Below are 19,222 nucleotides of genomic sequence, written 5' to 3' on the forward strand. Positions count from 1 at the left end.
ACCACACGATGCCGACCAGTCTCAGCAAGAAGCTCGTCATCCTCGACCGGGACGGCGTCATCAACGTCGATTCGGACGCGTTCGTCAAGTCGCCCGACGAATGGGTCGCGCTGCCCGGCAGCCTCGAGGCGATCGCGCGGCTCAATCACGCGGGCTACCGCGTCGTCGTCGCGACGAACCAGTCGGGCATCGGCCGCGGCCTCTTCGACATGGCGACGCTGAACGCGATGCACCTGAAGATGCATCGCGCGGCGGCCGCGGTCGGCGGGCGGATCGACGCGGTGTTCTTCTGCCCGCACACGGCCGACGACCACTGCGACTGCCGCAAGCCCCAGCCGGGAATGATGAAGCTGATCGCGGAGCGCTTCGAGATCGATCCGGAGGACACGCCCGTCGTCGGCGATTCGCTGCGCGACCTGCTGGCGGGCGCGGCGCTCGGCTTTCGGCCGCACCTCGTGCTGACGGGCAAGGGCAAGAAGACGCTCGCCGCGGGCGGGCTGCCGGAAGGCACGCTTGTGCACGACGACCTGCGCGCGTTCGCGCTCGATTTCCTTTCCGAAGAACACGAGTGATGCCGGCCCGCGCGCATCCTCCCTCACCGTAACGTCACGCCGATGCGCTTCGTCCGCTCCCTGCTGCTTTTCGTCTATTTCATCGTCTACACGGCGCTGTACGCGACCGCGTGCTTCATCGCGTTCCCGTTCCTGCGCCCGAACGCGCGCTACTGGATGGCGGCCGGCTGGTGCAAGTCGACGCTCTTCGTCGCGCGCTGGCTGAACGGCATCCGGTACCGCATCGAAGGGTTCGAGAACCTGCCCGACGGCCCCGCGGTGCTGCTGCCGAAGCATCAGTCCGCGTGGGAAACGATCGCGCTGCCCGCGCTGATGCCGAAGCCGCTTTGCTACGTGTTCAAGCGCGAGCTGCTGTACGTGCCGTTCTTCGGCTGGGCGCTCGGGATGCTGCACATGGTCCACATCAACCGCAAGGACGGCAAGAACGCGTTCGGCTCGGTGATCCGCCAGGGCCGCGCGCGGATGGCGGACGGCGCGTGGGTCATCATGTTTCCGGAAGGCACGCGCACGCCGGTCGGCAGCCAGGGCAAGTACAAGACGGGCGGCGCGCGCTTCGCGATCGGCGCGGGCGCGCCCGTCGTGCCGATCGCGCACAACGCGGGACGCGTGTGGCCGCGCAATTCGTTTATGAAATATCCCGGCACCGTCACGGTGTCGATCGGCAAGCCGATCGACACGCAAGGCCTCACCCCCGATCAATTGAACGAACGCGTCGAAAACTGGATCGAAGCGGAAATGCGCCGCATCGACCCGGACGCCTACCGGCACGAGCGCGACGGCGCACGCGGCGCCGCTCGTGCGTCCGACGCCGCGCGTACCTGAAGTCAAGCGAGTTTCACCCATTGCGCACTGCCAAACGAAGCGAACTGATGCCGAAGCGTCCCAGGCCACGGCCGGCCGTCGTGGCTCTCGATCACCGCCAGCTCGACCTGCCGCTCTTCGACGGGCCGGCCGCCTCGCCGTCCCCCGCTTCCCCGCCGCCCGTTCCGCCCGCTTCGCCCGCGACGCCGCCTGACGCCGACCGCTCCCGGCGCCGCACGCTCGCGCTCGAAGGCCGCGTGCTCGAATACAAGCTGAAGCGCTCGGCGCGCCGCACGATCGGCTTCGCGATCGACGGCAGCGGCCTCACGATCACCGCGCCGCGCTGGGTGACGCTCGCCGACATCGAAGCGGCGATCGCCGAAAAGCGCCGCTGGATCTTCAACAAGCTCGCCGAATGGCAGACACGAACCGAGCAGCGCGCGCTGCCGCAGATCGACTGGAAGGAAGGCGCGCAGATTCCGTATCTCGGCAAGCCCGTCAGCATCGCGCTCGTGTCGGCGAAGGGCGCGCTCAGCTTCGACGCGGCCGCCGCGACGCTCGAGCTCGGCTTGCCCGCGCACGCGAGCGAACAGCAGATCAAGGATCGCGTGCAAGGCTGGCTGCAGAGCGAGGCCAAGCGGATCTTCGGCGAGCGGCTCGCGGTATATGCGCAGAGGCTCGGCGTCACGTATGCGGCGTACGCGCTGTCGTCGGCCGCGACGCGCTGGGGTAGTTGCTCGAGCGACGGCAAGATCCGCCTGAACTGGCGGCTCGTCCACTTTCCGATGTCGATCGTCGACTATGTCGTCGCGCACGAGCTGTCGCATCTGCGCGAGATGAACCATAGCCCGGCGTTCTGGCAGACGGTCGAATCGATCTTCCCGGAATTCCGCGAAGCGCGGCATACGCTGAAGCACCATCCGCCGGAGCTGCTGCCGGCGCTCTGAGCGCCGCGCGTCGGTCGTGCGATCGCCCGCTCGGCGGCGACTCGGCCTGCAAGCGTCGAACGGGAAACGCTTGCAGCGGCCGAGCGCCGCCGCAGCCGACACGGGCCGGCTTCATCCGCACGGCTGCCGGCCGACTGACGCCGATCCGGATCGATTCAGCCGGTTCGCTCTTCTTTTCCTTGCACCGCCTTGGTCCCGCATCGCGCATCCGATGCACCCGCGCGACGACCGGCAGCGAAACACCCGCAGCGGCGCCCGAACCCGCGCGGTTGAGTCCGCGGGCGCAACCGCGCCGCAGCGTCGCGCCGCCGAAGCAAAGCAAAATCACGGGAACGAAAAACAGCGCGGCGCGCATGCTCGATCGCATCACGCACCGCGGGCCGGCGCGGAACGCCGCAGCGCCCCGCGCGGTGAGACAGCGCTCAGTGACTCTTGCGCTGGATGAACTCGATCTTGTAGCCGTCCGGATCCTCGACGAACGCGATCACCGTCGAGCCATGCTTCATCGGCCCGGCTTCGCGCGTGACCTTGCCGCCTTGCGCCTTGATCTGCTCGCACGCCTTGTACGCGTCGTCGACCTCGAGCGCGAGGTGGCCGAAGCCCGTGCCGAGCTCGTACGACTTCGTGTCCCAGTTGTGGGTGAGCTCGATGACCGTGTGGTCCCGCTCGTCGCCATAGCCGACGAACGCGAGCGTGAATTTCCCGTCCGGATAGTCGTCGCGGCGCAGCAATTTCATGCCGAGCAGCTCGGTGTAAAACTTGATCGAGCGGTCGAGATCGCCGACTCGCAGCATCGTGTGAAGCAAACGCATGATGGGTACTCCGTGGGGACTTGCTTGAACGTGCGAATGTACCAGACCCGCGCGATTCTCGCCGGCACGCGCCGCGTCCATCCGGGCAGCAGGGGCGATACGCGGCGCGCGGCGCGATCGGTTAAGATCGTCGCGGCGGGCTCGCGACGCGCGCGCCGCAACACTGCCTGCCGCGCTGCGCGACGACGCCCGCCCGGTCGGCGTCCCGCAACGAATCGAAGATCCGAACAACCCTTTCCGACGGCCGGCCCCACCGGCCTGCGAACCGTGCAAATCTATTTCCCCGAACCGAGCCGGCCCGCCGAGCGCCTGGCCGCCGTCCCGTGCGCGGCTCACGCCGCCGTCTTCAGGAGCGCCCGATGAGCGCCGTCGCCTATGCGCCGGCGCGCCCGTCGCTCGATATGCGCGCGATCGGCGTGATGGTCCTGCTGTGCGCGATCTGGGGCTTCCAGCAAGTCGCGATCAAGAGCGCGACGCACGCGATCCCGCCGATGTTCCAGGCCGGGCTGCGCTCGGCGATCGCGGCCGTCGGCGTGTGGGCATGGGCGAGCACGCGCGGCACGCCGCTCTTTCGCGCGGACGGCACGTTCGGCGCCGGCATCGCCGCGGGCACGCTGTTCGCGGGCGAGTTCGTCTGCCTCTTCTTCGGCCTCACGCTGACGAGCGCCGCGCGCATGGCGATCTTTCTCTATACCGCGCCGTGCTTCACCGCGCTCGGGCTGCATCTGTTCGCGCCGGGCGAGAAGATGCGCCGCATGCAATGGACGGGCGTCGCGATCGCGTTCGCGGGCATCGCCGTCGCATTCGCCGACGGCTTCGCACGGCCGGCCGCGGACGGCGCGTCGGCGCTCGCCGGACTCGCGGGCGACGCGCTCGGCGTGCTCGGCGGCGTGATGTGGGCGGCGACGACGGTCGTCGTGCGCTCGACGTCGCTCGCGCGCGCAAGCGCGAGCAAGACGCTGTTCTACCAGTTGACGGTGTCGTCGGCCGTGCTGCTCGGGCTCGCCGTCGCGACCGGACAGACGACGCTCGCGAACGTGACGCCGCTCGCCGTCGCGAGCCTCGCGTATCAGGGCGTGATCGTCGCGTTCGCGAGCTATCTCGCGTGGTATTGGCTGCTGACGCGCTACAGCGCGGCGCGGCTTTCCGTGTTCACGTTCCTCGCGCCGCTCTTTGGCGTGAGCTTCGGCGTGCTATTGCTCGGCGATTCGGTCGATGCGCGCTTCGGCGCGGCGGCCGTGCTCGTGCTGGCGGGCATCGGGCTCGTCAACGCGCCGCCGCGCGGCGATCGCAAGTAAATGCGTGCGGGGGTGGGTCGAGAGAAATGGAAGCCGGCGCAAAGCGCTGCGCCGATGGGCTGATATGTCGATGCGCCGACGCGTGGAACCGCAAGCGCGCCGGTGCGTCGACGTGCATGTGCCGATGTGCCGATGTACTGATGTACTGATGTACTGATGTACTGATGTACTGATGTGCCGGCACGGATACGCCGATGCGCGCGTCGTGAAGATTGCAGGCTTCGACTCTGAAGAAGCGTTGTCGACGGCATCGCGAATGCATCGCGCAGCCATGCCGTCGCCGAGCCCTGGCCCGCCACGCGAAAGGCCGCCGCGTATCGACGATCGACCGCGGACGATCGACCGCTCATCGTTCGAGAAAGCCTCTCGTCCAAGGCCGGCGCGCGGATGCGTGCTGGCGGCGTCGCGCCCCGCAACCGGAAAGAAGCGACGTCAGAAGCAATCCGCGGCAGCGACGAAACCGCCCCAAGCGGCCCCTATCGCCAGCACTGACCGGACAATCGCGACGCGCCCCGCCCCTTCAACCGCGGATCAGCCGCCCGAGCGCCGCGCGCCGACCGCTTGCGCGACGCGCACGTACTCGTCGACATCGACGTCTTCCGCGCGGCGCGCGAGATCGAAGCCGAGTGCATCGAAATCGACGAGATCGCGATAGCCGCCGAGCGTGTTGCGCAGCATCTTGCGGCGCTGCGAGAACGCGGCCGTCACGACTTCGCCGAGCACTGCCGGATCGACGGGCTGCAACTCGTGCGGCGCATGCGGGATCATCCGCACGATCGCCGAATCGACCTTCGGCGGCGGCTGGAACGACTCGGGCGGCACGTCGATCAGCTTGTCCATCGTGTAGCGGTACTGGAGCATCACCGACAGCCGGCTGAACGCCTTCGTGCCCGGCTCCGCGACCATCCGCTCGACGACCTCGTTCTGAAGCATGAAATGCTGGTCGATCACGACGTGCGCGAACGACATCAGATGGAACAGCAGCGGGCTCGAGATGTTGTACGGCAGATTGCCGATGATCCGCAGCGACGGCTTGTCGCCCGGCAGTGCGAGTGAGCCGAAGTCGAACGCGAGCGCGTCGCCCGCGTGCAGCTCGAGCAGGTCGCCGAAGCGCTGCTTGAGGCGGCCGATCAGGTCGCGGTCGAGCTCGACCGCGTGCAGCGGCGAGTCGGGCGTCGCGAGCCGCGCGATCGTGGGCCCCGTCAGCGCGCCGAGACCCGGCCCGATCTCGACCATCCGCTCGCCGCGCTCGGGCCGGATCGCCGCGACGATCGCGTCGATCACGCCGTGATCGACGAGAAAGTTCTGCCCGAAGCGCTTGCGCGCGAAATGCCCTTGGTGCTGTCTGCTGTTCGACATCGAAAGATAGAAAAACGGATGACGCGAAAATTCAGCCTGCGCGCCGATGGCGCGCCATCGTCACGGCGGTGTCGATCGCGGCGACGAGGCTGCCCGGATCGGCGCGGCCCGTGCCGGCGAGATCGAGCGCGGTGCCGTGGTCGACCGACGTGCGGATGATCGGCAGGCCGAGCGTGACGTTGATGCCCTCGCCGAACGTCGCGTACTTGAGGACCGGCAGCCCCTGGTCGTGGAACATCGCGAGCACGCAATCCGCATGCTCGAGGTAGCGCGGCTGGAACAGCGTGTCGGCCGGATAAGGACCGCGCGCGTCGATGCCCGCGGCCCGCGCGCGCTCGAGCGCCGGCTCGATCACGTCGATTTCCTCGCGGCCGAGATAGCCGTTCTCGCCCGCGTGCGGATTGAGGCCCGTCACGAGGATGCGCGGCGCGGCGAGACCGAAGCTGCGCCGCAAGTCGCGGTCGACGATCGCGAGCGTATCGGCGAGGCCGTCGATGGTCAGCGCGGCCGACACGTCCTTGAGCGGCAAGTGCGTCGTCGCGAGCGCGACGCGCAGCGGCCGCTCGCCCGTGCCCGCGAGCATCATCACGACGTGCGGCGTGTGCGTGCGCTCGGCGAGATATTCGGTGTGGCCGGTGAACGGCACGCCGGCATCGTTGATCGTGCTCTTCTGCAGCGGCGCGGTGACGATCGCGTCGAATGCGCCGGCGACCGCGCCGTCGATCGCCGCATCGAGCAGATCGAGCACGTAGCGCCCGTTCGCCGGATTCAGCTTGCCCGCTTCGGCGGGCGCGGCGAGCGCGCGATGCGCGACCGCGACATGCGCGTTTGCGACGTGCGCGTTTGCGACGTGCGCGTTTGCGACGTGCGCGTCGGCGACGTGCGCATCCGCGCCGCTCGCCGTCAAGCGCGCCCAGTCGACGCCGACCGCGGCTGCGCGCTGGGCGATCAGGCCCGCGTCGCCGAGCACCGTGAAGCGCGCGTCGGGCCAGCGTGCCGCCGCGTCGGCGAGCGCGCGGGCCGTCAGCTCGGGACCGACGCCGGCCGGCTCGCCGGTCGTGATCGCGATGCGCAGCGGCTGCGGGCTGGCGGACATGATTCGGCTACGCGCTTACTGGACGACGGGCAGCTTGATCTGCACGTACGACGAGTCGCGCAGCTCGCGCAGCCAGTCCGAGTACGCCTGCTCGGCCTTGCGCTGGCCGATCGCCTGGCGCGCGATGTCCATCTGCTGCTGCACCGAGCCTTCCGCGTCGCGGCGGCCGAGCACCTGGATCAGGTGGTAGCCGTACTCGGTACGCACCGGATTGCTGACCTGGCCGTCCTGCAGGCTGTTCATCGCACGCTCGAATTCCGGCACCGTCTCGCCCGGGCTGATCCAGCCGAGATCGCCGCCTTGCGACGCCGAGCCGTCCTGCGAGTAGGTGCGCGCGAACTTCTCGAAATCGCCGCCCGCCTCGACCTGCCGGCGGATGTCGATCAATTGCTGGCGCGCCTGCGATTCCGACTTGCCTTCGCCGACGCGCAGCAGGATGTGGCGCACGTGCGTCTGCACGATCTTCGGCGACGCGGCCGACACGCTCTGGCTCGCGCGGCGGTCGACGAGACGCACGATCTCGAAGCCGTCCGGCACGCGGACGAGCGTCGGGTTGACCTGGCCGGGACGCAGCTTCGACACCGCGTCGACGACGTCGGACGGCAGCGACGACGGCGACTTGAAGCCGAGATCGCCGCCCTTCTTCGCATCGTCGGCTTCGGAATTGTTCTTCGCGAGCCGCTCGAAATCGGCGCCCGACGCGAGCGCCTGCTGCAGCAGGCCTTCGGCCTTCTTCTGCGCGACGTCGATGTCGGCTTGCGGCGCGCTCGTCGGCGCCTTCACGAAGATGTGCTCGAGCCGCAGATCCTGCTGCGAGCCGGCGTTCGGGCCGCGCTGGCTCGCGATGTAGCTCGCGACTTCGGCGTCCGACACGGTGATCTTGCCGTCGACTTCCTTCTCGCGCAGCTTCGAGAGCATCAGCTCGGTGCGCGCGTCGCGCACGAACACGTCCCACGGCACGCCCTGCGCCTCGATGCGCGCCTTGTACTGGTCGAGCGGCATCCCGTTCGCCTGCGCGAGGCGCCCGAGCGTCGCCTGCACGGTGGCGTTGTCGACGACGATGCCGTCGTCCTTCGCCCGCTGGATCTGGATGCGCTCGAGCACCATCTGGTTCAGCACCTGTGCGCGCAGCTGGTCGATCGGCGGCACGGGCGCCTTCTGCTGCTGCAGACGGCGCGCGATCAGGCCGACGCGCTGATCGAGCTCGCGCCCGGTGATCACGTCGTTGTTGACGACGGCGACCACCTCGTCGGCGAGCGACGCGCCCTGCGCGCGCAGCGCCTGCGCGGACGCTGCCGGCGCGACCGTGATGAGCGACGCGACCAGACCGGATGCGACAGCCGCGAAGCGAAGGGTTTTCTTCATTGCCACAGGTACTCCATTGAAAGCGGGCTGCGCAAACGCCGCTCGCCGCGAACGCCTCGTCGGCGGTTAATCGTAATTGCTGAAGCGCGACAGCGGCGCCGGCGCGGGCGGCAGCGGCGTATATCCCTGCACGCCGGCCCGGAACGCGGACACGAGACCATTGTCGACGCTCGTCAGACCCTTGAGCACGAGTTGCGCGAGCACGCGGGTCGACGAGTTCTGCTGCCCCGACGTGTTCACGCCGTTCGCGTAGCGCTGGACGCCGACGCCGAACGCCCAGCAGTCGGCATCGTACTGGAAGCCGACGAGACCGTCGACAACCCGGCTGCTCGCGAGATCGTAGTTGAAGCGGCCGACCGCGTAGAGCCGCCGCGTGAGCGGCCATTGCGCGGACACGAGGACCTGGTTGATCGGCTCGTTGCTGAGCGTCGGGTTCTGCCGCGTGTAGCGATAGCCGACGTTGATCACGCGCCGCTCGCCCGGGCTGTAGCCGAAGCCGACGCTCGACTTGACGAGCTGGTTGTTGTCGACGTTGTACTGGAACGCGGTTTCCGACGCGAAGCCCGCGCCGAGCTTGACCGACGCGCCGAGGATCAGGTCCGAGTGCCGAGCCGTCGCGGGCGCCTCGGTCGGCTGCAGCGTCACGCGCTGGTCGGTGAAGTAGTACTGCTGCGCGATGACGAAGCGCGCGCGCTCGTCGCCCGTCGTCGGATTGATGAATCGGGTCGTGAGCGCGGCCGTCAGGCGGTTCGCGTCGGCGATCCGGTCGTTGCCGACGAACGTGTTCGGCGTGAAGATCTCCGCGAGCCCGAAGTCCGATACGGCCGTGTCGAAGAGCGGCGCGTCCGACTGGTTCCGGTACGGCGTGTATACATAGTACAGCCGCGGCTCGAGCGTCTGGATGAAATCCTGGCCGAACAGGCGCACCGAGCGGTCGAAGATGAGCCCCGTATCGAAGCTGAGCGTCGGGATCGAATAGGTGAAGCGCTTCGGCTGGCCGGGCACGCCGCCCGTCGTCGTCGTCAGGTCGTACGACGCGAAGTGCATCTGCGCCTTCGGGACGACGAAATAGCCGGGACCGTACAGCCCGTACGACACGTACGGGTTGAACATCACGCGGTCGCCTTCCGGCTGGTCGGCGGTCGTGATCCGGAAGCGCGAATAATCGGCTTCCGCGCCGAAGTCGAAGCCGCCGACGTTGTACTTCGCGTACTTCACGTTCAACTGCGGCTCGCGGCCGTACGGCGCGACCGACGGCGTGAGCGTCTGCCAGTGCTGGTAGCGCCCGAGCACGGACCACGGCCCGTTGTTGTACGTGAGGCCGGCTTCCTGCTGATAAACGGTCTGGATCCCGTTCAGGAACTGGTTCGTCGACCCAAGGTCCTCCGGATACGTGTTGTCCGAGACCTTGTTGTAGTAGATGTAGCCGCCGAAGCCGTTGCCGAAATTCTGCTGGTGCTGCCAATAGATCGCGTAGCGGTTGCGCTTCGCGACTCGGTCGTCCGGCAGGTACTCGCCCGTCAGCGTGCCCGAGTAGTTCGTCGACAGATAGCGGAACGTCGCCTGCGTGAAGATCCCGCGCTTCGAGATGATGTGCGGCGTGACCGTCAGGTCGCGGTTCGGCGCGATGTTGAAGTAGTACGGCAGCGCCAACTCGAAGCCGCTCGACGAATCGAGCGAGAACGTCGGCGGCAGGAAGCCGCTGCGCCGCTCGCCCGACAGCGGGAACGTCAGCCACGGGCTGCCGAAAAGCGGCACGCCCTGAAAGAACAGCACGCCGTTGCGCGCGACGCCTTCGTCCGCGCCCGTATCGAAATCGAACTCGCTGCCCTTGATGTACCACGCCGGGTTCGCCGAGCACTGGCAGCCCGTGTAGGTGCCGTTCGTAAACACCGAGCGCTCGCTGTCGAGCAGTTGCACCCGCTCGGCGCTGCCCGAGCCGCCCGTCGCCGTGAAACGGTACTTCGGCGTCGTCATGAAGCCCTGGTTCGCCTCGACCTTCAGATGCGCCTCGGGGCCCGAGAACGTCGTGCCGCCGTTCGACACCGTGACCTTGCCGTACGCGTCGGCCATGTCGGTGTCCTGGTCGTAGTGGATCGCATCCGCCTTGACGACCGCGTTGCCGCGCCGGATCTCGGCCGAGCCCTTGGCGGCGAGGTCCTGGTCGGCCGTGCCGTTCGTGTGGTCGCCGAGCACGAACGTCGCGGGCTTGCCGTGCTGCTTTTGCGGATGCTCGTCGAGCTGCGGCGCGAGGCGCAGGTCCCACGGCGAGCCGAACGCCTGCGGCTCGGCCGCGGCGCCCGACAACTGGGCGTGCGACACCGCCGGCACGAGGCCCGGTACGGCCAAAAGCGCGACCGCGAGCCGTTTTTTGCGCGGCGCGGCATCGCAAGCTGGGACGAGCGGGAATAACGTTTTAGGCGGCATCTATCGTTCGGCGAATCGACCCTGTCAAACCCGGCCTCCGCACGTCGCAGCCCTCGCAATCGAACCGTGACTGCGGCTTCGCGCATACCGGGGGAAAACGGGCAAACGAGCGGCATGGCGGGCTGCGGGCCCGCGCCGGCGGGGATTGACACGGGACGCGTCAAAAAAGTCGTGGGGTATTATATGGCAAGACGTTCCCCCTCCCCGACTTTCAATGACGCAGCCCTCAGCCGATCCCCGTCTCGCCCTCCTCACCGACTGGCTCGCCACGTTCGCCGACCGCCACGCGCTCGACCCGGCGTCGCTCGTCCCGGCATCCAGCGACGCAAGCTTCCGACGCTATTTCCGCATCGCGAGCGCGAGCTCGCCGGGCGGGACCGCAATCGCCGTCGACGCGCCGCCGCCCGAAAAATGCCGCGAATTCGTGCAGATCTCGCAGTTGCTCGATGCGGCCGGCCTGCACGTGCCGAAGGTGCTCGAGCACGACTTCGACGCGGGCTTCATGCTCGTCACCGATCTCGGCACGCGGTCGTACATCTCAGCGCTCGATCCCGCCGCGCCGGAAGCCGCGCGACCGCTGATGCGCGACGCGCTCGACGCGCTGATCCGCTGGCAGCTCGCGTCGCGCGAAGACGTGCTGCCGCCGTTCGACGAAGCGTTCCTGCGCCGCGAGATGGAACTGATGCCCGAGTGGTACGTTAGCCGGCATCTCGGCAAGACGCTCACGGATCACGCGCGCGGCGTGCTCGACCGCACGTTCGCGCTGCTGATCGCGAGCGCGAGGGCGCAGCCGCAGGGCTACATGCTGCGCGACTTCATGCCCCGCAACCTGATGATCGCTCAGCCGAACCCGGGCGTGCTCGACTTCCAGGACGCCGTCTACGGGCCGCTCACGTACGACGTCGCGTCGCTGTTGCGCGACGCGTTCATCAGTTGGGACGAGGCGTTCGAGCTCGACTGCTTCGCGTACTACTGGGAAAAGGCGAAGAAGGCCGGGCTGCCCGTCGAGCCCGACTTCGGCGAGTTCTACCGGCAGCTCGAATGGATGGGCCTGCAGCGCCACGTCAAGGTGCTCGGCCTGTTCGCGCGGATCAACTACCGCGATCACAAGCCGCACTATCTCGCCGACCTGCCGCGCTTTCTCGGCTACGCGCGCAAGGTCGCGCTGCGCTACCGGCCGCTCGCGCCGTTCGCGAAGCTCCTCGACGATCTCGAAGACAAGACGGCCGACGTCGGCTACACGTTCTGAACGATGATGCACACACTCGACACGGCGATGATCTTCGCCGCCGGGCGCGGCGATCGGATGCGCCCGCTCACCGACACGACGCCGAAGCCGCTCCTCGCGGTCGGCGGCAAGCCGCTGATCGTCTGGCAGATCGAACGGCTCGTCGCGGCGGGCATTCGCACGATCGTCATCAATCACGCGTGGCTCGGCGCGCGGATCGAGGCCGCGCTCGGCGACGGCTCGCGCTGGGGCGTGCGGCTCGTCTACTCGGCCGAGCGCGAGGCGCTCGAGACGGCGGGCGGGATCGCGCAGGCGCTGCCGCTCATCGAGGACGGCGGCGGGCCGAAGGTGTTCGTGGGCGTCGCGGGCGATATCTACGCGAACTTCGACTACGCGACGCTGATCGCGCGCGCCGCCGCGCTGGCTGCGGCGCCCGAGCCCGGCATGCACCTCGTGATGGTGCCGAATCCGCCGTTCCATCCGGCGGGCGACTTCGCGCTCGACGGCGACGGCCTGCTGTCGCTCGACGGCGCGCCGCGCGTCACGTTCGGCAGCATCGCGCTCTACGACACGCGGATGTTCCGCGCTCTGCCCGCCGGCACGCGCTGCGCGCTCACGCCCTATTATCACGAGACGATCGCCGCGCGCCGCGCGACGGGCGAGCTGTATTCGGGTGCATGGGAGAACGTCGGCACGCCCGCGCAGCTGGGCGAACTCGACGCGGCGCTGAAAGCGGCCGGCTGAGCGGCCCGCCCGGGATGCGCCGGGCGCCGCTGCGTCAGACCTCTTCCGCCGCCGCGCCGTCGGCCGCCGCGCGCTGCTGCTGCAGCGCCCACATCTGCGCGTAGAGGCCGTCCATGCGCAGCAGCTCGGCGTGCGTGCCGCGCTCGACGATGCGCCCGTGGTCCATCACGATGATCTGGTCCGCGTGCACGACGGTCGACAGCCGGTGCGCGATCACGAGCGTCGTCCGGTGCCGCGCGATCTGCTCGAGCTCGTGCTGGATCGCGCGCTCGGAACGCGAATCGAGCGCCGACGTCGCTTCGTCGAACACGAGGATCGGCGGGTTCTTCAGGATCGTCCGCGCGATCGCGACGCGCTGCTTCTCGCCGCCCGACAGCTTGAGCCCGCGCTCGCCGACGGGCGTGTCATAGCCCTTCGGCAGACTTTCGATGAACGTGTGGATGTGCGCGGCGCGCGCGGCCGCGATCACCTCGTCGCGCGTCGCCGACGGCCGGCCGTACGCGATGTTGTAGTAGATCGTGTCGTTGAAGAGCACCGTGTCCTGCGGCACGATGCCGATCGACGCGCGCAGCGAATCCTGCTTCACGCCGCGGATGTCCTGGCCGTCGATCGTGATCGCGCCGCCCGTCGCACGATCGAGATCGTAGAAGCGGAACAGCAGGCGCGACAGCGTCGACTTGCCCGAGCCGCTGTGGCCGACGACCGCGGTCGTCGAGCCTGCTTCGATCGTGAAATCGACGTCGTGCAGGATCTGCCGCGCCGGCTCGTAGCTGAAATTCACCCGCTCGAAGCGCACCTGCGCGCCGTTCACCTTCAGCGCGGGCGCGCCGGGCGCGTCGTCGACTTCGCGCGCGGCCGACAGCAGCCCGAACATCCGGTCCATGTCGGTCAGGCTCTGCTTCAGCTCCCGATAGACGACGCCCAGGAAGTTGAGCGGAATGTACAGCTGCAGCATGAACGTGTTGACGAGGACGAGGTCGCCGAGCGTGAGCTTGCCCGCGAGCACGCCCTGCGTCGCGCGCCACAGGATGAACACGAGCCCCGTGCCGATGATCGCCTGCTGGCCGAAGTTGAGGAACGACAGCGAGTTCTGCGAACGGATCGCCGCCTTGCGGTAGCGCTTCAGATTCTCGTCGTAGCGCTGCGTTTCCCACTCCTCGTTGCCGAAGTACTTGACCGTCTCGTAGTTGATCAGCGAATCGATCGCGCGCGAGTTCGCCCGCGAATCGAGCTCGTTCATCGTGCGGCGGAAATGCGTGCGCCACTCGGTCACCTTCACGGTGAACACGATGTACGCGACGAGCGCCGCGAACGTCACGTACGCGTAATACGCTTCGTACTTGACGGCGAAGAAGCCGAGCACGAGCCCCACTTCGACGAGCGTCGGAAGGATGCTGTACAGCGAGTACGAAATCAGCTGCTGGATGCCGCGCGTGCCGCGCTCGATGTCGCGCGACATGCCGCCCGTCTGCCGTTCGAGGTGAAAGCGCAGCGACAGGCCGTGCAGATGCCGGAACACTTGCAGCGCGAGCCGCCGCACCGCGCTCTCCGTCACCTTCGAGAACAGGATTTCGCGCAATTCGGTGAAGAGCGACGTCGACAGCCGCACGAACGCGTACGCGACCACGAGGAGCCCCATGCCGCCCGCGAGCACGATGCTCGCCGACTGCTCGGCGCGGCCGAGCGCGGTCAGATGCTGGACGGCGGCGAGACTGTCGACGATCCGCTTCATCACGACGGGCACGCCGAGATTCGCGACCTTCGCGCCGATCAGGCACGTGAGCGCGAACGCGACGCGCCACTTGTAGGCGGTCAGGTACGGCAGCAGCGAGCGGATCGTCTGCCAATCGTTGCGCGGCCCGGTCGCGATCGGCGCGGGCTCGGAAGAAGCGGGATAGCGGCGCATGGGGAGTTCGTGGGTTCGCTTCGTCGGTGAAAGTGTGTGTTTCGGGCTCCATTGCCGGCGTCGGCGCGGCGCGCACTTCGCGCACTTCGCGCCTCGCGACACGCGCTCGCGTGCGTCGGGCCGCAGGCGTTGCACGGCGCGCCGGACTCGGTGAACGCAATCGACGACGCGCGACGCGGACCGCGATGCGGCGCGCGCGAATCGCGCGTCTGCCGCCCTCTGCGTTCGCGGTTCCGTCTGCTCGCATGCCGATCGGGCTCGGGCGGGTCCGGCGTCGCCACGCGCGCAGCCGGTCGGCGACGCCGTCGCGCAACGCAATGCGACCGGTGCGCCTCGACTCGCGCGGACCGGCCACACGACGCCGCCTACGCGAGCCGGGCCTGCACGGCTCGACCTAACGCGAACCAGCCTGCGCGGCTCGGCCTGCGCGGCTCGGCCCAAATCCACACTTTCTCGTACAATTTCAGATCTTTGCATTGTCGCAGAAGCCGGTTCGCGCCGCTGCAAGCCGCTTCGCCCGCGGCGGCTCGCGAAATCGCGCAAGCCGGCCGCTTTTCTTACAAGATGGAAGCTTCAACCATGACCGATACGTCCCTGCAACTCCCGCAAAAACCGCCCGCGCTGCGCGTCGTGCCGCAACCGTCCGACGCGAACGTCCACGGCGACGTATTCGGCGGATGGATCATGGCGCAGGTCGACATCGCGGGCTCGATCCCGGCGTGCCGCCGCGCGAACGGCCGGGTCGCGACGGTCGCGGTCAATTCGTTCCTGTTCAAGCAGCCGGTGTTCGTCGGCGATCTGCTGAGCTTCTACGCGAGCATCGTCAAGACGGGCAACACGTCGGTGACGGTCGACGTCGAGGTCTACGCGCAGCGGATGAGCCTGATGAGCGAAATCGTCAAGGTGACCGAGGCGACCCTCACCTACGTCGCGACCGACGCCGACCGCCGCCCGCGCGCGCTGCCGCCGCTCGAATAAGCGCGGCCGAGCCTCGCGGCCGGCGCGCCCACGCCCGCGCGCGAGACGCCGCGACAACGAGCGCCGCGCCGCCCGCTCAATGCGTGGAGAGGCCGAACTCGCGCATCGCGGGGATGAAGTCGTGGTTGAGCTTCGGCTTGCGCGACAGCTTCGCGAGCACGTAGCGCTGAAACGGCGTGAGCGTCGCCCACTGCGCGGCCGACGGCGCCCGCAGCCCGGCCAGCCCGCTCTGCGCGACGAGCGCATCCGGCACCGCATCGGCGCTGCGCCAGGCCGGATGCTCGTCCGGCTGGAACCAGGTCGGCTCCACGTTCGCGTGCGTGCGCAACATCTCGAACAGCGCATGATCGAAGTTCGGCTCGATCACGACGTCTTCGTCGGCCGGAAAGCGCGCGAGCAGCTTGCGATCCTCGATCGGCAGCATCTGCCATTGCTCGAGCGAAATCCGCAGCCCGAAGCGGTCGAGGTTGAAACGGACGATCATCGGAATGTAGGTCAGATCCTCCGACGATACGATTTCGAAATTGAACAGCAACGGCGCGTCGCTCAGTCCCATGTTTGCACCCACTATGACGTTTGCCGGCACGTTTGGCCTGTCTGGAGTATTTTAGAACCTTCGCGGACGACGAGCGTGCCGCCGGATGTCGCGCGCCGCCCGTTCGCCCGCCTCGCCATATCGAAGGAGCCCCCGTGAGTCTGTCCGAAACCGTCGAACCCAGCGGCATCGTCGAGCTCGCGGTGCGCAGGCGGCGCGGCGACGCGGTCGAAGCGACCGTCGACCACGTCGGTCAGGAGTGGCCCGTCGCGCTCGTGTTCAACGGCATCTCGCACGCGGTGATGATGTGCACGCCGCGCGATCTGGAAGCGTTCGCGGTCGGCTTCGCGGTGTCGGAAGGCATCGTCGAGCGCGGCAGCGACGTGAAGGACATCGAAGTCCTGCTGCACGGCGACGCGCCGCTGCCGCACGCCGAAGTGCAGCTCACGGTCGTCCAGCAGGCGTTCGCCGCGCTGAAGGAGAAGCGCCGCGCGCTCGCGGGACGCACCGGCTGCGGCGTGTGCGGCATCGAGAGCATCGATCTGCTCGATCTCGTGCCGGAACGCGTACCGGATACCGGCTTTCTCGCGCGCATCGCTCCGGATGCGATCGCACGCGCGGCGCGCGATCTCCCTGCCCATCAGGTACTCACGCGGCAGACGGGCGGCCTGCACGCGGCCGCGTGGTGCGACGCGTCGGGCGCGATCGTTCACGCGTTCGAGGACATCGGCCGCCACAACGCGCTCGACAAGCTGATCGGCACGCTCACGCTCGCGCGCGCCGACATGACGAACGGCTTCGTATTCCTGTCGAGCCGCGCGAGCTACGAGCTCGTGCGCAAGTCCGCGCGCGTCGGCATTCCGATGGTCGCGACGATCTCCGCGCCGTCGTCGCTCGCGATCGAAATCGCGCGACAAGCCGGGCTGCGGCTCGTGAGCTTCTGCCGCGAAGCGGGCTACGTCGACTACGGTCCCGCGTAGCGCGCCGCCGAATCGATCCGCGTGCGGCGGACGGCGGCAAACCACCGCAAGCCAAGCCGCCGCGTTCGCGTTCAGTCGAACTGCCGGAAGTCCGGCTTGCGCTTCTCGAAGAACGCGGTGATCGCTTCGCGCACTTCGGGCGAGCGCAGCATCCTGCCGAACTGGTCGCCTTCTTCCGACATCCGCGCGGCGACGTCCGCGCCGCCCTCCTTCTTGAGGAACGCCTTCGTCGCGCGCAGCGACGACGCCGGCAGCGCGACGAGCTTCGCCGCCTGCTCCGCGGCGAACGCGTCGAGATCCGCGGCGGGCAGCACGCGGTTCACGAGGCCGATCCGGTGCGCTTCGAGCGCGTCGAACGGCTCGCCGAGGAGGAGCTTCTCGGCCGCGACCTGATGGCCGGCAAGACGCGGCAGCAGCAGGCTCGACGCCGCCTCGGGACACAGGCCGAGCTGCACGAACGGCAGCGAGAGCTGCGCGGTGTCGGCCGCGTAGACGAGATCGCAGTGCAGCAGCATCGTCACGCCGATGCCGACCGCGACGCCCGAGACCGCCGCGACGATCGGCTTCTGCGCGCTCGCGATCTGGCGCAGGAACTGGAACACGGGTGCGTTTTCGTCGTTCGGCGGCGCCTTCATGAAGTCGTCGAGATCGTTGCCCGCGCTGAAGTTGCCGTCGCTGCCGCGAATCACGATCGCGCGCACCGACTTGTCGTCCTGCGCCGCCGCGAGCGCATCGGCCATCGTCTGGTACATCGCCGCGGTGATCGCGTTCTTTTTCGCGGGGCGCGCGAGCGTGATCGTCAGCACGCCGCCTGCGTTTTCGATCTGGATATCCATCTGGGCCGTCTCCATGGCTGTTTACATTCGATAAACAAAAAAACGGTGCGCGAGCTGGCCGCCCGCGCACCGTCGTCATGCGTCGCGCGCTCCGATCAGAGCCGCTCGATGATGCCTGCCGCACCCATGCCGGTCCCGACGCACATCGTCACCATCCCGTACTTCAGGTTGCGGCGGCGCAGGCCGTGCACGACGGTCGCCGCGCGGATCGCGCCCGTCGCGCCGAGCGGGTGGCCGAGCGCGATCGCGCCGCCGATCGGGTTGACCTTCGACGGATCGAGGCCGAGATCGCGGATCACGGCGAGCGACTGCGCGGCGAACGCCTCGTTCAGCTCGATCCAGTCGAGATCGTCCTGCTTCAGGCCCGCCGCCTTCAGCGCGGCCGGAATCGCTTCCTTCGGGCCGATGCCCATGATCTCCGGCGGCACGCCGCGCACGGCGAAGCTGACGAAGCGCGCGAGCGGCGTCAGGTTGAACTGCTTGAGCACCTTCTCCGACACGACGAGGAGCGCGCCCGAGCCGTCCGACGTCTGCGAGCTGTTGCCCGCCGTCACCGAGCCCTTGTTCGCGAACACCGCGCGCAGCTTCGCGAGGCCCTCGAGCGACGTGTCCGCACGCGGGCCTTCGTCGATCGCGATCTCGCGCGTCTTCGTCTCGATCTCGCCCGTCGCGAGATTCGGGAAGCGCTCGATGATCGCGTACGGCGCGATCTCGTCCTTGAATTCGCCCGCCTGTTGCGCGGCGAGCGCCTTCTTGTGCGACTCGACCGAGAACGCATCCTGGTCTTCGCGGCTCACCTTCCACTGCTCGGCGACGCGCTCGGCGGTCAGGCCCATCCCGTACGCGATGCCGACGTCTTCGTTGCGATCGAAGATGTGCGGCGACATCGACGGCTTGTTGCCCATCATCGGCACCATGCTCATCGATTCGACGCCGGCCGCGAGGAGCGCGTCCGATTCGCCGACGCGAATGCGGTCCGCCGCCATCGCGAGCGCGGTGATGCCCGACGCGCAGAAACGGTTCACCGTCACGCCGCCGACCGTGTTCGGCAGGCCCGCGAGCAGCGCGCCCATCCGTGCGACGTTCAGGCCCTGCTCGGCCTCGGGAATCGCGCAGCCGACGATCGCGTCTTCGATCAGCTTCGTGTCGAATTCCGGCACCTGCGCGATCGCCGACTTGATCGCGTGGACGAGCAGCTCGTCCGGGCGCGTGTTCTTGAATGCGCCGCGGGGCGCCTTGCCGATCGGCGTGCGGCTCGCGGCGACGATGTATGCGTCTTGCAACTGTTTGCTCATTTCTGGCTCCTGTCGACTGGAGTTAGCGCTTCAGCGCTTACTC

General features: G+C 68.3%; 17 protein-coding genes. 8 read left to right on the forward strand and 9 right to left on the reverse strand.

From position 1 onward, the window contains the following. Positions 1–8 precede the first annotated feature (8 nt). The 3 genes from gmhB to BG90_RS04605 are packed head-to-tail and all read left to right on the forward strand — an operon-like array spanning position 9 to position 2,320. Positions 9–572 (forward strand): D-glycero-beta-D-manno-heptose 1,7-bisphosphate 7-phosphatase, encoded by a 564-nt coding sequence (gmhB, locus tag BG90_RS04595; protein ID WP_010101763.1) that lies wholly within the window; start codon positions 9–11, stop codon positions 570–572. Positions 573–614: 42 nt separating this feature from the next. Beyond that, positions 615–1,394 (forward strand): lysophospholipid acyltransferase family protein, encoded by a 780-nt coding sequence (locus BG90_RS04600; RefSeq protein ID WP_010101762.1) that lies wholly within the window; start codon positions 615–617, stop codon positions 1,392–1,394. Positions 1,395–1,441: 47 nt separating this feature from the next. Next, positions 1,442–2,320 (forward strand): M48 family metallopeptidase, encoded by an 879-nt coding sequence (locus BG90_RS04605; RefSeq protein WP_010101761.1) that lies wholly within the window; start codon positions 1,442–1,444, stop codon positions 2,318–2,320. A 422-nt stretch (positions 2,321–2,742) separates the two neighbouring features. Here the strand turns inward: BG90_RS04605 and gloA are convergent, their stop codons facing one another. Beyond that, on the reverse strand, positions 2,743–3,132 hold the full coding sequence (gene gloA, locus BG90_RS04610) for a lactoylglutathione lyase (RefSeq protein ID WP_010101760.1): 390 nt from the start codon (positions 3,130–3,132) through the stop codon (positions 2,743–2,745). A gap of 359 nt (positions 3,133–3,491) precedes the next feature. Between gloA and BG90_RS04615 the strand changes: the two genes are divergently transcribed. After that, a complete protein-coding gene (locus BG90_RS04615; protein ID WP_010101758.1) occupies positions 3,492–4,430 on the forward strand; it encodes a DMT family transporter in 939 nt (312 codons plus the stop codon). A 531-nt stretch (positions 4,431–4,961) separates the two neighbouring features. On the opposite strand, the gene rsmA is transcribed toward BG90_RS04615, so the two are convergent. The 4 genes from rsmA to BG90_RS04635 form a co-directional block, all read right to left on the reverse strand. Next, on the reverse strand, positions 4,962–5,789 hold the full coding sequence (gene rsmA / locus BG90_RS04620; protein WP_010101757.1) for a 16S rRNA (adenine(1518)-N(6)/adenine(1519)-N(6))-dimethyltransferase RsmA: 828 nt from the start codon (positions 5,787–5,789) through the stop codon (positions 4,962–4,964). 31 nt (positions 5,790–5,820) lie between these two features. Continuing rightward, positions 5,821–6,885, reverse strand: coding sequence for a 4-hydroxythreonine-4-phosphate dehydrogenase PdxA (pdxA, locus tag BG90_RS04625; protein ID WP_010114052.1), 1,065 nt, complete (start codon positions 6,883–6,885; stop codon positions 5,821–5,823). A 15-nt stretch (positions 6,886–6,900) separates the two neighbouring features. Then, positions 6,901–8,250 carry a peptidylprolyl isomerase gene (locus tag BG90_RS04630; RefSeq protein ID WP_010114050.1) on the reverse strand — a complete coding sequence of 450 codons (1,350 nt, stop codon included), beginning with the start codon at positions 8,248–8,250 and terminating at the stop codon, positions 6,901–6,903. 66 nt (positions 8,251–8,316) lie between these two features. Next, a complete protein-coding gene (locus tag BG90_RS04635; protein ID WP_010101751.1) occupies positions 8,317–10,677 on the reverse strand; it encodes an LPS-assembly protein LptD in 2,361 nt (786 codons plus the stop codon). Between the two features lie 214 nt (positions 10,678–10,891). Here BG90_RS04635 and BG90_RS04640 point away from each other — a divergent pair, with 214 nt between their 5' ends. Together BG90_RS04640 and murU are read left to right on the forward strand one after the other, a co-directional pair. After that, on the forward strand, positions 10,892–11,926 hold the full coding sequence (locus BG90_RS04640; protein WP_010114048.1) for an aminoglycoside phosphotransferase family protein: 1,035 nt from the start codon (positions 10,892–10,894) through the stop codon (positions 11,924–11,926). A gap of 3 nt (positions 11,927–11,929) precedes the next feature. Next, positions 11,930–12,649 (forward strand): N-acetylmuramate alpha-1-phosphate uridylyltransferase MurU, encoded by a 720-nt coding sequence (gene murU, locus BG90_RS04645; RefSeq protein WP_010101749.1) that lies wholly within the window; start codon positions 11,930–11,932, stop codon positions 12,647–12,649. A gap of 34 nt (positions 12,650–12,683) precedes the next feature. Here the strand turns inward: murU and BG90_RS04650 are convergent, their stop codons facing one another. Continuing rightward, complete coding sequence (locus BG90_RS04650) at positions 12,684–14,555, reverse strand: ABCB family ABC transporter ATP-binding protein/permease (RefSeq protein ID WP_010114047.1); 1,872 nt, start codon at positions 14,553–14,555, stop codon at positions 12,684–12,686. Positions 14,556–15,119: 564 nt separating this feature from the next. On the opposite strand from BG90_RS04650, the gene BG90_RS04655 reads away from it, so the two are divergent. Further along, positions 15,120–15,533, forward strand: coding sequence for an acyl-CoA thioesterase (locus BG90_RS04655; protein WP_010101747.1), 414 nt, complete (start codon positions 15,120–15,122; stop codon positions 15,531–15,533). 76 nt (positions 15,534–15,609) lie between these two features. On the opposite strand, the gene BG90_RS04660 is transcribed toward BG90_RS04655, so the two are convergent. Beyond that, entirely contained in the window at positions 15,610–16,089 is a 480-nt protein-coding gene (locus BG90_RS04660) for a nitrate reductase associated protein (protein ID WP_010101742.1), read from the reverse strand. A 134-nt stretch (positions 16,090–16,223) separates the two neighbouring features. On the opposite strand from BG90_RS04660, the gene fdhD reads away from it, so the two are divergent. Next, positions 16,224–17,048, forward strand: a complete 825-nt coding sequence (gene fdhD / locus BG90_RS04665; RefSeq protein WP_010114044.1) for a formate dehydrogenase accessory sulfurtransferase FdhD — start codon at positions 16,224–16,226, stop codon at positions 17,046–17,048. A 71-nt stretch (positions 17,049–17,119) separates the two neighbouring features. On the opposite strand, the gene BG90_RS04670 is transcribed toward fdhD, so the two are convergent. Continuing rightward, a complete protein-coding gene (locus BG90_RS04670; RefSeq protein WP_025989660.1) occupies positions 17,120–17,884 on the reverse strand; it encodes an enoyl-CoA hydratase in 765 nt (254 codons plus the stop codon). A 95-nt stretch (positions 17,885–17,979) separates the two neighbouring features. Beyond that, positions 17,980–19,179, reverse strand: coding sequence for an acetyl-CoA C-acyltransferase (locus tag BG90_RS04675; RefSeq protein ID WP_010101739.1), 1,200 nt, complete (start codon positions 19,177–19,179; stop codon positions 17,980–17,982). Between the last annotated feature and the right edge of the window lie 43 nt (positions 19,180–19,222).

Origin of the sequence: Burkholderia oklahomensis C6786 (genome assembly GCF_000959365.1) — a bacterium.
Classification (GTDB): Bacteria; Pseudomonadota; Gammaproteobacteria; order Burkholderiales; family Burkholderiaceae; genus Burkholderia; species Burkholderia oklahomensis.

Bases quoted from the DNA above. Each gene is read 5' to 3' on its own strand.
- BG90_RS04600 (WP_010101762.1), top strand. From the start codon at position 615: ATGCGCTTCGTCCGCTCCCTGCTGCTTTTCGTCTATTTCATCGTCTAC.
- BG90_RS04660 (WP_010101742.1), bottom strand. From the start codon at position 16,089: ATGGGACTGAGCGACGCGCCGTTGCTGTTCAATTTCGAAATCGTATCG.
- gmhB (WP_010101763.1), top strand. From the start codon at position 9: ATGCCGACCAGTCTCAGCAAGAAGCTCGTCATCCTCGACCGGGACGGC.
- BG90_RS04630 (WP_010114050.1), bottom strand. From the start codon at position 8,250: ATGAAGAAAACCCTTCGCTTCGCGGCTGTCGCATCCGGTCTGGTCGCG.
- BG90_RS04640 (WP_010114048.1), top strand. From the start codon at position 10,892: ATGACGCAGCCCTCAGCCGATCCCCGTCTCGCCCTCCTCACCGACTGG.
- BG90_RS04675 (WP_010101739.1), bottom strand. From the start codon at position 19,179: ATGAGCAAACAGTTGCAAGACGCATACATCGTCGCCGCGAGCCGCACG.
- rsmA (WP_010101757.1), bottom strand. From the start codon at position 5,789: ATGTCGAACAGCAGACAGCACCAAGGGCATTTCGCGCGCAAGCGCTTC.
- BG90_RS04615 (WP_010101758.1), top strand. From the start codon at position 3,492: ATGAGCGCCGTCGCCTATGCGCCGGCGCGCCCGTCGCTCGATATGCGC.
- BG90_RS04655 (WP_010101747.1), top strand. From the start codon at position 15,120: ATGGAAGCTTCAACCATGACCGATACGTCCCTGCAACTCCCGCAAAAA.
- murU (WP_010101749.1), top strand. From the start codon at position 11,930: ATGATGCACACACTCGACACGGCGATGATCTTCGCCGCCGGGCGCGGC.
- BG90_RS04670 (WP_025989660.1), bottom strand. From the start codon at position 17,884: ATGGATATCCAGATCGAAAACGCAGGCGGCGTGCTGACGATCACGCTC.
- pdxA (WP_010114052.1), bottom strand. From the start codon at position 6,885: ATGTCCGCCAGCCCGCAGCCGCTGCGCATCGCGATCACGACCGGCGAG.
- BG90_RS04650 (WP_010114047.1), bottom strand. From the start codon at position 14,555: ATGCGCCGCTATCCCGCTTCTTCCGAGCCCGCGCCGATCGCGACCGGG.
- BG90_RS04635 (WP_010101751.1), bottom strand. From the start codon at position 10,677: ATGCCGCCTAAAACGTTATTCCCGCTCGTCCCAGCTTGCGATGCCGCG.
- BG90_RS04605 (WP_010101761.1), top strand. From the start codon at position 1,442: ATGCCGAAGCGTCCCAGGCCACGGCCGGCCGTCGTGGCTCTCGATCAC.
- gloA (WP_010101760.1), bottom strand. From the start codon at position 3,132: ATGCGTTTGCTTCACACGATGCTGCGAGTCGGCGATCTCGACCGCTCG.